We start from the raw sequence: 12,869 nt of genomic DNA on the forward strand, positions 1-12,869 counted from the left end.
TGTGAAATTTCATTCGATCATACTGTGCCGCTGGTTCCTGGGCCTCACCAAGGACGCAGCGGGCGTCAAAAAATCAAACAAGCGATTTTTTGGGTCACGCGCAAAAATTAACCTTGTGTTTAAACTTTTAAGCATTTCCCGAATCCATTGTTTCTTTCCAAGCCATGTGCCAGTACGATACAGTAGCGGCGTAATGAGTATGGCGCGGTGAGCTCCACATGTGGTCACCGCCCAATATTGTGAGGTAAACATGGCCACAGCTCCTAAAAGCAAAGCAGCGAAGACCGAAGAAGAACTCGGGGAAGCTCTTGAAAAGGCTCTCGAAATTGATTTCGACGAGTCGACGCTTGGGATGGACATGGATTTGTCCCCAATCGATGACGATCTTTTGTCCTTGAACGATCTGGAAGCCCAGATTTCACAGGCAGCACAGGAGCTCGCAGCCGAAAAGCACAATGCTCCTCCAGAGCCGGAACCTGTGAAAGCGGCTGAAATCAAGGCGCCTCTTGCGGCGGCGGCTGCCGTTCCCCTGCCCGCGCCAAAACCTCAGATCAAGGCCGCAAATCCGATCCCCGCCGCACCGCCCGCGCCACCCAAGGCTCCGGCCATACCGGCGCAGACATTCAAGCCGGCAAACGATGATCTGCTGCAGACGAAATCAGCCTCGCGTCCATCGGCCCCGGTGCAGGCACCAAGATCCTATAGTCTCGTTACCGCAATCATAAGCGTCCTCTGGGCCGCCGGCGTGCTTGTCCTCGGCAACGCACTTTACGGGTCCTCGCTATGGTCGATCCGCTCATTGTCGGACTTCGCCGCAGCGCCTTATGCAATCGGACTGGCCGCGGCCATCATTGTACCGATCATGCTGTTCTGGGCTTTCGCCCTGATGGTACGCCGCGCTCAGGAAATGCAATATGCCGCGCGCTCCATGGCTGAAGCCGCCATGCGTCTGTCCGAACCGGAAATGCTGTCTTCGGACCGTGTTGCCTCGCTGGGACAAGCCGTGCGCCGCGAAGTTGCGGCGATGAGCGAGGGTGTCGAGCGCACGCTCGCCCGCGCCGTTGAACTCGAAACCCTTGTCCAGACCGAAGTCAATCAGCTCGAACGCGTCTATACGGACAATGAGTATCGTATCCGGACGCTGGTCGACCGGCTCGGCGGTGAACGCGAGTCTGTCATTGGCCACGCCGAACGTGTTCGCGCCTCGATATCGAGTGCGCATGAACAGTTGAAGGATGAACTGTCGCAAGCCGGTGATGCGTTGCGCGAAAACCTTTCCAGTGCTTCGACGAACCTGACGATGTCGATCAGCCAGTCGGGCGAAACCCTCATCGACCGCCTGACCCAGAGCGGCCAGGCAATTTCCGAATCGATCGTTACGCGCTCCGACGACATTTCACATAAGATCAGCACTTCCGGCGAAGCCTTTGCAAATCTTCTGGAAATGCGCATTGCTGCCCTGTCCGAACAGACCGACGCCGTAACGCTGAAACTGGCCGACACACTCGATGGCCGCACCAACAGCATGCTCTCGCTGCTCGGCGACGCCAACCCAGACCCTTGTCGGCGAATTCGACACACGTCTTGCCGGCCTCGATACGACGATCAACGAACGCGGGCGTTCGCTGCTTGCCGAGTTCGAGACACGCGCGCAGTCGCTGGACACAAGCACAGAGCGTCTCAACTCGGCGCTTGAAGCCCGTGCACGCCAGATCAACGAACAGCTGATCGAGCGCACCCGCGATATCGCCAAGACCTTCACCGATGGCCGCGCCTCGATCGACGGGATCGTCGACGAGACCAAAGCCAAGATCGGCAACGATCTGTCGAGCCTGTCGGGATCGGTTGGCAGCCTGCTGTCCACCAATGCGGCAGCCTTTGCGGACAGACTGGTTGAAAGCCGTGAGGCACTGGCAGCCACGCTGTCGAGTGAAACGGATCGCGCCGCCTCGCTCATTCTCGAACAGGCCGGTCAGATTGGCGATCACACCGCAAATCTCAAAACCATTCTCGAAAGCAGCACCGCCGCCATCGGCCAGATTGTCGAGGGCCACACTGTCTCCCTCGAAGATCGCGCTGCCGGGCTGCGTACGGCCCTCGACGACAATGATGCCCGCATCGGCTCGGCGCTTGAACAACACGCAAAAGCGATCGAAGACCGTACCTCTGGCATGCACGCCGCCTTCTCGGATACTGATGCCAAGATTCGCGCAACGCTCGACGAACATGCACGCACAATCGACCTGCGCAGTTCCAGCATCGAGGCGGCGATCCAGACGAACGACTCCCGCATCGGTCAGACGCTTGATGCCCATGCCAAGATCATTGACGATCGCACATCCGGAATGCGCGCTGCATTCGTCGATACGCATTCCAAGATCGCCCAGACCCTGGATCAGCACGCCAAGAGCCTTGACGAGCGCAATCAGGAAATCCAGCAGGCATTGTCGAGCAGCGATATCAAGCTCGGCGAGACCCTTTCGGCCCATACGCAGGCCATCGACGCCCGCAACGCGGAGATTCAATCGACACTGCTTAACAGCGGCGCGCGTATCGATGACACGCTCGGTGGATTCATTGATTCCGTGGACGATCGGACGAACCGCATCGAGTCCGCACTTACCAGCAGCGATGCGCGTATCGGTGATGTTCTGGCCACTCACGCCAGCGCAATCGAAGAACGCACTGCAGGGATCGGCCAGGCACTCATCGACAGCGACGCACGCATCAGCGACGTTCTGGCTTCTCATGCCAGCTCTATCGAGGATCGCACCGCGGGTATCGAGCAGGCCTTGGTCAACAGCGATGCGCGCATCAGCCAGACGCTTGCGACCCATGCGTCTTCGCTCGATGAGCGGACTGCCGGCATCCAGTCGGCACTCGAGAATACCCACGCACGCATTGGCGAGACCCTCGCTCAGCATGCCCACGATATTGAAGAGCGCACATCGGGTATTCGCTCGGTGCTCGACACCAGCAACAGCCAGATCGGCGACACGCTCGCTTCGCATATCGGCGCTCTCGAAGAGCGGGCCGCGGCGATCCGGGCAACCCTGTCGGATAGCGACACCCGTATCGGTGATACATTGAATGCGCATGCAAGCGTGCTTGATGACCGTATCGCCGGCATTCGGGCTGCCATGGAACAGGGCAATGCCGCCATCGGCCAGACGCTGGACAATCAAGCCAGCGCGATCAGCGACCGCACAGTTGCGCTTCAGGCTGTGCTGCAGGACAGCGCCGAAGTGCTGGCAAAGGCGTTCGAAAGCCACGGTGGAACCATCGACGAGCGCACGACGACCATGCAGGACGCGCTCGCGATGGGCGTGGACAATGTGCGCAAGTCGCTGGAGCAGAGCGCTTCCGTCGTTGCACGCACCTTGCGCGACAAGATCACCGAAGCCGCCTCTTCGCTCACGGGTGAGGCACAGAAGGCCGGTGAAGCGCTGGACGGTCATGGCGAGGCGTTCAGCCAGCGCATGAATGAGAGCCTGGCGCAAACCGAACAGCGTCTTGGTGAGCGCGCCCGCGAAGCCGCAGCCAATCTGGAAGCGCTCGAGGCCCGCTTCTCCGCCGCGACGGATTCTACCGCATCCAAGCTTGCCGAGAGCACCCGCGAACTCAACGAAGTCCTTGCTGCCCGTTCGCAGGAAATCATCGGCATCCTTGACAATACCGCACAGCCACTGGTCGACAGCCTCGCAGACAATGGCCGCACGCTGGCTTCACAGCTCGTCGAAGCGACGACGGCCGCAACGGAACGTCTGCGTGTCGAAAATGCGGCTCTGATCAACGCGATCGCCAGCCGCACGGCCGAGACGATCACCGCTGTCCAGGCGGCTAAGGCTGGCCTCACCGACGACGTCAGCAATCTCATCGACCGCCTCTCCGCCTCCAATGCGAAGCTCGGTGAACTGATCGATATGGCGACCAAGAACCTCGGCGACATCGACGGGCGTCTTCTCGACACGACGACCGCATTTGCCGAAAATGCCACCAAGGCTGCGGAGTCTTTCGAGACATCGACGCGTCTCATCGACGGTAATCTCGGCAAGCTGTCAGAGCTGTCGGGTTCGACGCTGACGGACATTGCCGCCATCGCCAAGCGCTTCGATGAACATGGCCGCATGCTGAACTCGGCATCGGAACTGATCAACGCATCGCAGTCGAACCTCGCATCGACCTTCGACGAACGCCAGGAAGCGCTGCAAAATCTGGCAGCCGGACTGGTGGCAAAATCGGAGGGCATCGAGAAGACCATGCGTTCGTTCAGAATCGCTGGTATCCTCGGCATTCGATCGAGCCGAAGGCCGTGCGTCGCAGACGACCGAACAGATCCGCAATTCGATCTCGGAGGTTGTCGAACAGGCATCGCAGAAGTTCGCCACTGCAACGGACGAAATCCGTCGCTCATCCGCCGCCATTCGCGCGGAACTCGAGGAAACCCGTTCCGAATTGCAGCGCGGCGTTATGGACATGCCGGAAGAAGCAAAACAGTCGACCGCACAAATGCGCAAGGCTGTTTCCGAACAGATCAACGCTTTGAAGGAACTGTCGGAAATCGTTCAGAAATCCGGCCGCCTCACGGACGTTGGCGAAGCTCGCGCCGCCCGCGCAGCTGCTCCGGCTCGCACATCCGCCGTTGCGGCGCAGCCGCAGCGTAGCGAACCGGCGACAGCACCGAGGGCCACAACAGCTCAAGCGCCTGCCGCACCGGCAATGCGTGGCAGCATCGATGTCCGTGGCACCGCGGCACAGGCTCAGCGTCCGGCCGGCAATGGCTGGGTCTCGGACCTGCTGCGCCGCGCTTCCAGCGACGAGGCCCAGTCGGATCCCAAGGCGAAATCGCCTGAGACCGGTGCCCGTTCCCCGGGCCAGGTGGTCGAGATCGCTGAACTCGCTGTCGATCGACATTACCCGTGCGATCGATCACGAGGCATCGGTCGAACTCTGGCAACGTTACCGTGCCGGCGAGCGCAACGTGTTCACGCGCCGCCTCTATACGCTCAAGGGTCAGCAGACATTCGACGAGATCAAGCGCAAGTACACGGCGGACAGCGAATTCCGCCGCGCTGTGGATCGTTACATGGATGATTTCGAACGTCTTCTCGAAGACGTGAGCCGCAACGACCGCGACAATGTCATGACGCAGAACTATCTGACGTCAGACACTGGCAAGGTCTACACGATGCTGGCACATGCGAGTAATCGCCTGCGGTAACATGTTGGTCCAGACAAGAAAAAACGCGGCCTTGAGCCGCGTTTTTTTGTCAGACGAAGCGAAAACATTTCAGCCATCACAACAATTCCTGTTCCTGACCGAACATCTCGCGGTAAGCAGTCGGCGTCGTGGCCAGTTCCTGGCGAAAATGGTGCCGCAATGTCGCTGCGGTACCAAACCCGGTGGATTTAGCGATCTTTTCGACAGATATGGATGAGCTCTCGAGCATCTCCCGTGCTTTTGCCAAACGCTCCGACAACAGCCATTTCGCTGGCGTCAAACCTGTCGCTGCCTGAAACCGGCGAAGGAAAGTACGCGGGCTCATGCCGGCGGCCTTTGCCAAGGCCGCGATGGAATAGCCGTGGTGCAGTTCTTTGCGCATGCGTTCGAGCAGCGGGGAGAATCGCGCACCCTCATGTTGCGCTGGCACGGCCCGTTCGACGAATTGCGCCTGTCCCCCATCGCGGTGCGGGGCAACCACGAGACGCCGCGCCACCTTGTTCGCCGCTTCTGTGCCGAAGTCCCGGCGAATGAGATGCAGGCAAAGATCGATTCCGGCCGCACTTCCCGCTGAAGTCAGAATGTTGCCCTCGTCCACATAGAGTACATTCGGGGCAAATTCGATGTCCGGATAGCGCTCTGTCAGCAGGTCCGCATAGCGCCAATGGGTGGTTGCCCTGCGCCCCGACAGAAGGCCCGCCGCGGCCAGAACGAAGACACCGGAACAGATGGAAAGAATGCGGGTGCCGTTGTCATGCGCCCGTCTCAACGCCTGCACCAGCGATTCAGGCACGGAGTGCTCGACGCCGCGCCAGCCCGGCATGATGATCGTTCCAGCATGGTCGAAGAGATCGAGGCCACCATCGGCGATGATGCGCACACCACCCGTGGCACGCAGTTCGCCCATTTCAATGCTGGCGACTGCGAATTTGTACCAGTCATCGCCCATCTCGGGCCTGGGCAGTCCGAACATTTCGACGACGACGCCAAATTCGAACGTGCAGAGCCCATCATAGGCAACAGCAACGACGAGCGGGTTTTCAAGGCGGGAAGCAACGGATGAGTTTGACATGATCTTGACGATATATGGCAATCTCGCCAACTACCAGACCTTCCATGGCTGTCCTATTGATAGGCCATCCACAAAGGAGAACAAAATGAGCTACGTAACCGATGTTCCCGCCGCCCCGGCCAAGATCGCCATCGAACATTTTTCCCGCCGGCTTTCAGTAGAGACCGATTGTGCCGATGTCGCATCGGCATTGATGACAGGCAACCAGGATTTCGTGCTTCTCCATGTTGTCGGGACAGTGGCTGCATACGAACGCCGCCACATTCCTGGCGCGATCCATTTGCCGCACCGCGAAATATCGGCCGAACGTATGGCAGAATGGCCAGACGGCACGCTGTTCATCGCCTACTGTGCCGGCCCTCATTGCAATGGAGCCGATCAGGCCGCGCTGAAACTCGCCAGACTTGGCCGTCCCGTGAAAATCATGATCGGCGGAATCACCGGATGGGCGGACGAAGAGCTGCCCTTTGCTTCCGGCCCCGACGCCGGTGACCTGAGCAGGCCTGCCTGAGCGGCTAAATAACCGACAGTGTCCAGGCCACTATATCGCTGGTGGCACTGTCGAACGCGCGATCGAGAGCGGCGATATACGATTCATTGCCTGGCCCGCTGACCGGCGATGTCGAGCGGAAGACGCGCGAAGAGCGCACGGTTCCATTCTTGTCATTGAGAATCTTTATGGCGAGCTCGACAACCGCGGTCTCTCCCGCGGAAGCATCGATGTCGAAGGTGCGAGATCTCGCTGATCACCTGATAGTCGATGGCAAGGCCATCGCCTGGACGGCCCACGCCGCCAAGGCGGCGTGTGCTTTCGAAGGCCTGAATCAGGCGTGACTGCACGATATTCGGCAGCCGGTCGGCCCATTGCGCCCCTTTGAGGAACGAAATCGAATTGGGACCCGAGCGAACGACAACGTTTTCGCCATCGAGCGCCTTGAGTGCAGACGGCGCGGCAATCAGGATTTGACGCCCCTGCTTTCGCGGTGAAGTAACGGACGGCGAGGCACTGGAAAGATCAAATGTATCAAGCTTTTTGCTGCTGGCGCAGGCTGATACGGACAAGGTGATCAGCAGAGCGGCAACTGTCGTTCTTGAATTCACCAATGCCCCTGTCCCCGCGAAGCGCAACGATCCGTTAGCCTTCATGCGATGCAGATCTGCCAAAGTCAACGGCGTGTGCGCCCGTCATATTCAGGAACGTTGCCTCCCCCACCGAAAATCACGCGCTGGGGGTTCTTTTCAAGATCGGTGATCGCCCGCTCGATCCGCTGGACCGATTGACGGCTCTCATTTACGAGCGCCTGCACGTCGCGCAAGCCCTGTCCAGAGAATCGGTTGATGTTGTCGGTGATCGGACCGAGTCGCGCGTTGAGATTGTCGGCCACTGCGCGATAGGATTGCATTGTTTCGCGCGCTTCCCTCACAACACTGCCATCCTGATCCGAAAGTTGCTTGTCGAGTTTGACGAGAACGCCATCGACCCGGGTCGATGCAGAATTGAGACGCGTCATCATTTCCCGCGCCTCCTTGACCACGGCCTGCACGTCTTCCGCGCTTTGGCTGAACTTGTCGATGACTTCCGAATTGTTCGCGAGCGCGTCGGTAAACTTCTTCGTATTGTTGACCGTATCGACCAAAGGGCCCTTCACTTCGGTAATAAAACTTTCGATCGTGCTCACCGCACCGTCGACGCGTTCGAGGATCGTTTGCGCCTTTTGCAGAAGGTTGTTCACCACCGAAGGATCAGCATCCATGCGGGCGATCTGATCGTCTTTCGCGGCTTCCTCGAGCAGGTTCGGCTCGTTGAGCTTGCCGCCCTTGAGCTCGATGAACGCCTGACCGGTCAAGCCGGCAAAGCCTAACGTCGCCTGTGTCGAACGGGTGATCGGAGTCGTTGCGTTGACTTCCGTCTGGGCGATCACCGCATCGGGATTATTGGCGTCGATGAACAGCCGCCGGACGCTGCCCACCTTGATACCGTTGAAAAGCACCTGACTGCCTTCGGCGAGGCCGGTAACAGAGCCGACGATGCGGATTTCAAGCGTGGCAGTTTCGCTTCGATCGCCATAACGGGCGATCCAGTAGACAAAGCCGAACGCAAAAATGCAGACGACCAGCGTGAAAATCCCGACCAGGACATAATTGGCTTTCGTTTCCATGGTCTATTCCACCTGACCTTCTCGTCCTTGTGCAGGCTGTGGCGTCGTTCCATCGCCTCCTGGCCGCCGCCTGCTGTTGCCATTGCTGACGATCTGGCGCGCACGCTTGCCGCGGAAATATTCTTGAACCCACGGGTCATCAAACGCCAGCATGTCGTCGATGGTTCCTTCAACGAGAACCTTCTTCTTACCCAATACAGCGATTCGGTCGCAAACCGCGAACAGGCTGTCGAGGTCGTGGGTCACCATGTAGACCGTAAGCCCCATCGTATCGCGCAGGTTGGCGATAAGCTCATCAAAATCCGCCGCGCCAATCGGATCGAGACCCGAGGTCGGCTCGTCGAGAAAGACAATCTCCGGATCGAGCGACAGTGCACGGGCAAGAGCCGCGCGCTTGATCATGCCGCCGGAAAGTTCCGACGGGTATTTTTCCGCCGTGTCGGGCTTCAGTCCGACGAGGTCGATCTTCAGGCGCGCCAATTCATCCATCAGCCTTTGTGGAATATCAAGGTACTCACGCATGGGGACCTGAATGTTTTCCAGCACCGTCAGCGATGAAAACAGCGCGCCATGCTGAAACAGTACCCCCATGCGCATATCGACGCCGAGCTTTTCCTGTTCGGAAGCCTTGTCGATATCGTGGCCAAAAATGCTGATCTTTCCGGATTGCTTCTGGTTCAGGCCAAGTATTGCCCGCATAAGAACCGACTTGCCAGTACCGGATGCACCAACGAAACCAAGAATCTCGCCGCGATAGACGTCAAGTGACAGATTATCGAGCACTTTCGACGTGCCGAATGAAACGCTGACATCCTTTATAGAAAGGATGACATCCTTGGCCTCTGTGTCGGGGATCTGTTTGTTGGCTGCTGTCGGAGTCATGCGCCTCGGCGGTCCCTGACCTAAAAATTGATCGATGCGTAGAAGATAGCGAAAATACCATCAACGACGATCACCACGAAAATCGATTTGACCACGGATGCGGTCACACGCTGGCCAAGCGACTCCGCACTTCCACCGACTTTCATTCCTTCGACGGAAGCCATGATGCCGATGATCATCGCCATGAATGGTGCCTTGATCAAGCCCGCCAAGTAGCTCGACAAATCAATGGCATCGCGCAGCCGCTGAATGAATGCGTCGGGAGTGATTCCGGAGTAGGCCCAGGTGATGACGATTGCGCCCATGAGAGCGGCAAAGTCGGCTATGATCGTCAGCAATGGCAGTGAGATCACCAGCGCGACAAGGCGCGGAAATACCAGAACACCCACCGGATTGAGACCGATGACGGTCAGCGCATCCGTCTCCTCACGCATCTTCATCGAGCCTATCTCTGCCGTGATCGCACTGCCGGAACGCCCGGCAATCATGATCGCGGTCAGAAGCACGCCGATTTCGCGCAGGACGAGAATACCGACGAGATCAACGACGAAAATCTCGGCCCCGAAATAGCGCAGCTGAAACGCACCTTGTTGCGCGATGATCGCGCCGATGATCGTTGACATCAGCACAACGACTGGAACGGCGCCGATACCCATGCTGTCGATCTGGTGAACGATGGCCGCGGGCCTGATGCCGCTGCGGCCGCTACCCTTCATCTGGGCGCCGCGTACGGTGGCGCCCAGGATGTGCATCGCCATGATGAAATCGTCCCCAAAGGCGTAGACGGTTTTGCCAATGGTCTCCAGAAAGCGAGATCACCAGACTGGGCTTTGCGGCAGGAACTGCATCCTCGGGGGCTGCCGCAGCTTCGCCCACAGCCTCAAACAGCGCGCCCCAACTCTCGGCCTGGCCCTCGATCGTGACTTGCTTGCCGGCCTTTTCAAGCCTGGTACGCAAGCGTTCGACCAGCCAGGTTCCGGCGGTATCGAGCAATTCAATGCCCGAAAGGTCAATTACAGCACTTGAAAAGCCGTTATCGCGACCGATTTCGCGCATACGCTCGTCAACGCGGCGAACGTTGCGGGTCGTCCATGCACCAGTAAGCGTGACCGTCGCGCGATCGCCTTCCTTGCTGAATTCAACGTGAGGCGGCGCTGCGGTAGAAGCACTTGAATTGTTTGCTCTATCGGTCAACATCACACACACATATCGAGTCTCTTGGCTGATGTCACTTGAACAATTAAGGCGTGAAAAATGGCACTAAAAATGGAGATAATGGTTGAGCGCTGGCCCATAGCGGGGGCGTTTACAATCTCCCGCGGCTCAAAAACCGAAGCTGCGGTCGTGCTCTGCATTCTGACCGATGGCGACTATGTCGGACGTGGCGAATGTGTGCCCTACGCACGCTATGGCGAAAGCCTCGATTCTGTCTGCGGCGAAATTGAAAAGCTGCGCGACGCGTTGCTGAACGGCGCCACCCGGGAGGATTTGCCCGCTCTCATCGGTGCAGGTGCCGCCCGCAACGCCATTGATTGTGCATTATGGGATCTGGAGGCCAAGCGCAGCGGCAAGCTGGTGGCGGACATGGTCGGGCTGCCTCCGTTGCGGGACCTTACCACGGCAGTTACCGTCTCTTTCGGTAATGCCCGGGCGATGGCTGCTTCAGCTGCTGCCTTTGCCGGCCGGCCGTTGATCAAGGTCAAAGTGGGCGGGGACAATGATGCGGAACGCATTCGCTTGGTTGCCGAGGCGGCACCTGCGAGCCGCATCATCATCGATGCCAATGAGGGCTGGAGCGGCGACAACATCGTTGAGAACATGCTTGCTGCGGCCAAGGCCGGCGTGGTGCTCATCGAGCAGCCTCTCCCTGCCGGAAAGGACGATATCCTTGCCGAGATACCGCACCCTGTGCCGGTCTGTGCCGATGAAAGCGCCCATGGCACCGATGATCTTCACACGTTGCTTGGCCGCTACGACAGTATCAACATCAAGCTCGACAAGACCGGCGGTCTGACGGAGGCGCTACGCATGCAAAAGCGCGCCCGCGAACTTGGTTTTGGCATCATGGTCGGCTGCATGGTCGGAACGTCGCTGGCGATGGCACCTGCCACACTGGTCGCTCAGGACGCGGATTTTGTCGATCTCGATGGTCCCCTGATCCTGAAAGAAGATCGCGATCCCGGTTTGGTTTTCGAAGGCAGCCGTGTCTCACCACCCGAACCGGAACTCTGGGGCTAGATTCCTTGCCCTAGGCCTCCCGTTGTTCGAGCCTTAGCGAGACATTCGCGAGGAAGAGCCCGAAGGCAGCGAAAGCGACCATCACATAGAAACCATAGATGCCGGTGGCGCTGTAGAGCGGGCCGGATGCCATCGTGACAATTGCCAGAGATGTGCCGATAAAAAATGTTGAAAGGCCTTGGGCAGTGCCACCACGTTCTTCGGGAATTGTAAGCGCGATCATCTTCTGCATGCCGAGAAACGAAAGCGCGAACGAGAAAGCATGCAGGCTCTGGACAACCAGAAACCCGGCGACGCCCAGACCGGCCGGAGCAATGAGCGGAAACACCGTCCATCGGAACATCGCGACTGCCGAGCCGATCATCAGCACCTTGGCCGGGTGAAGGCGGCCGAAAAGCCGGCGGAAACAGGTGAACATGATCACTTCCGCCACGACGGAAATCGACCACAGCGTTCCGATCATGGTTTCCCCGATACCGATCGATTTCCAATAGATCGCGGAGAAACTGTAGCCATAGGCATGACTGGCCTGGGTAATGCCGGTGGCGATCAGAAAGGTGACGAAGGCCGGCCGTCGCAGCGCCCTGCCCGCGTCCGCCATGTCCACATCCGAAAGTGGAGACAGGCGGCGCGGCTTGCCGATGCGCGGCACAATGAAGCTCATGGCGCATGCTGCTATCAGTGTGCCCAGCAATGCCCAAGGTATGATGTGTTCGCCCACATTCTGGATAAAAATACCGCCAACGAAAGAGGTGAGCAGAAAGGATATCGATCCCCATACACGCATCTTGGCAAAATCAGCGCCGTAGCGGCGCACACCCGACAAGGCGATTGTGTCGGCAAGCGGTACCTGCGATGTCCACGGCGGTGCCAATGCCAGCGAAACAACCAGAATTCCCGCAAAGCCGAAGGGCACAAAGTAGAAGGCAGCGACCAGGACCGCGAGGATCGTGGCAATGGTCAGAATATGCGCGCGGTCGTTTGAGCGGTCTGCGAGCATGGAAACCAGCGGCGCTGCAATGACACGCACGAAAAGCGGCATGGACAGGACGATGGCGATTTGCGTCGGCGTCAGGGAGCGGTACTCGAGCCACAGCGGAAAATACGGCAGGTGCAATCCGCTGGACATGAAAATCGCGAAATAGGCCAGTGCAACCCGCAGCTCGGATCGAGGCGGCTTCTCCTGGTACGTGTCCGCTGAGGCGGCGGCTATCATTGAAGAACTTTCGGAAGATCAGAATGGCCCAGGCAGAATCGCAACCCTGCGTTGCCTGAATTTTCGAACTAACACGAAAAT

At 58.7% G+C, this 12,869-nt stretch carries 7 protein-coding genes and 3 pseudogenes; 4 read left to right on the plus strand and 6 right to left on the minus strand.

Annotated features, from left to right (window positions below):
* The first annotated feature begins 250 nt into the window (after window positions 1-250).
* Both N8E89_RS00100 and N8E89_RS29205 read left to right on the plus strand, forming a co-directional pair.
* Window positions 251-1,696: an apolipoprotein A1/A4/E family protein gene (locus N8E89_RS00100; RefSeq protein ID WP_262260725.1), complete on the plus strand. Its 1,446-nt coding sequence runs from the start codon at window positions 251-253 to the stop codon at window positions 1,694-1,696.
* Window positions 1,697-2,843: 1,147 nt separating this feature from the next.
* Window positions 2,844-5,221: pseudogene (locus N8E89_RS29205) on the plus strand (kinesin); the annotation flags it as partial.
* 76 nt (window positions 5,222-5,297) lie between these two features.
* On the opposite strand, the gene ftrA reads toward N8E89_RS29205, so the two are convergent.
* Window positions 5,298-6,293, minus strand: a complete 996-nt coding sequence (gene ftrA / locus N8E89_RS00115) for a transcriptional regulator FtrA (protein WP_410010390.1) — start codon at window positions 6,291-6,293, stop codon at window positions 5,298-5,300.
* 85 nt (window positions 6,294-6,378) lie between these two features.
* Between ftrA and N8E89_RS00120 the strand changes: the two genes are divergently transcribed.
* Window positions 6,379-6,804 carry a rhodanese-like domain-containing protein gene (locus N8E89_RS00120; protein WP_262260728.1) on the plus strand — a complete coding sequence of 142 codons (426 nt, stop codon included), beginning with the start codon at window positions 6,379-6,381 and terminating at the stop codon, window positions 6,802-6,804.
* A gap of 4 nt (window positions 6,805-6,808) precedes the next feature.
* Here N8E89_RS00120 and N8E89_RS00125 read toward each other — a convergent pair.
* The 4 genes and pseudogenes from N8E89_RS00125 to N8E89_RS00140 all read right to left on the minus strand — a co-directional run bounded on the left by N8E89_RS00125 (window position 6,809) and on the right by N8E89_RS00140 (window position 10,531).
* Window positions 6,809-7,439 (minus strand): annotated as a pseudogene (locus N8E89_RS00125) (ABC-type transport auxiliary lipoprotein family protein).
* Between the two features lie 20 nt (window positions 7,440-7,459).
* Window positions 7,460-8,452 carry an MlaD family protein gene (locus tag N8E89_RS00130; RefSeq protein WP_106662946.1) on the minus strand — a complete coding sequence of 331 codons (993 nt, stop codon included), beginning with the start codon at window positions 8,450-8,452 and terminating at the stop codon, window positions 7,460-7,462.
* Window positions 8,453-8,455: 3 nt separating this feature from the next.
* The gene (locus N8E89_RS00135) at window positions 8,456-9,334 is read right to left on the minus strand and encodes an ABC transporter ATP-binding protein (protein ID WP_106662945.1); all 879 of its coding nucleotides are present in this window, start codon (window positions 9,332-9,334) and stop codon (window positions 8,456-8,458) included.
* A 20-nt stretch (window positions 9,335-9,354) separates the two neighbouring features.
* A pseudogene (locus N8E89_RS00140) lies at window positions 9,355-10,531 on the minus strand (ABC transporter permease).
* Between the two features lie 57 nt (window positions 10,532-10,588).
* Here N8E89_RS00140 and dgcA point away from each other — a divergent pair.
* The gene (gene dgcA / locus N8E89_RS00145; RefSeq protein ID WP_262260730.1) at window positions 10,589-11,572 is read left to right on the plus strand and encodes an N-acetyl-D-Glu racemase DgcA; all 984 of its coding nucleotides are present in this window, start codon (window positions 10,589-10,591) and stop codon (window positions 11,570-11,572) included.
* Window positions 11,573-11,582: 10 nt separating this feature from the next.
* Here the strand turns inward: dgcA and N8E89_RS00150 are convergent, their stop codons facing one another.
* A complete protein-coding gene (locus N8E89_RS00150; RefSeq protein WP_262260731.1) occupies window positions 11,583-12,788 on the minus strand; it encodes an MFS transporter in 1,206 nt (401 codons plus the stop codon).
* Window positions 12,789-12,869: the final 81 nt, after the last annotated feature.

It is taken from the genome of Phyllobacterium sp. A18/5-2 (genome assembly GCF_025452215.1).
Lineage (GTDB): Bacteria > Pseudomonadota > Alphaproteobacteria > Rhizobiales > Rhizobiaceae > Phyllobacterium > Phyllobacterium sophorae.

Coding starts and splice junctions, on each gene's coding strand:
- N8E89_RS00130 (WP_106662946.1), bottom strand. CDS start 8,452: ATGGAAACGAAAGCCAATTATGTCCTGGTCGGGATTTTCACGCTGGTC.
- ftrA (WP_410010390.1), bottom strand. CDS start 6,293: ATGTCAAACTCATCCGTTGCTTCCCGCCTTGAAAACCCGCTCGTCGTT.
- dgcA (WP_262260730.1), top strand. CDS start 10,589: ATGGCACTAAAAATGGAGATAATGGTTGAGCGCTGGCCCATAGCGGGG.
- N8E89_RS00100 (WP_262260725.1), top strand. CDS start 251: ATGGCCACAGCTCCTAAAAGCAAAGCAGCGAAGACCGAAGAAGAACTC.
- N8E89_RS00120 (WP_262260728.1), top strand. CDS start 6,379: ATGAGCTACGTAACCGATGTTCCCGCCGCCCCGGCCAAGATCGCCATC.
- N8E89_RS00150 (WP_262260731.1), bottom strand. CDS start 12,788: ATGATAGCCGCCGCCTCAGCGGACACGTACCAGGAGAAGCCGCCTCGA.
- N8E89_RS00135 (WP_106662945.1), bottom strand. CDS start 9,334: ATGACTCCGACAGCAGCCAACAAACAGATCCCCGACACAGAGGCCAAG.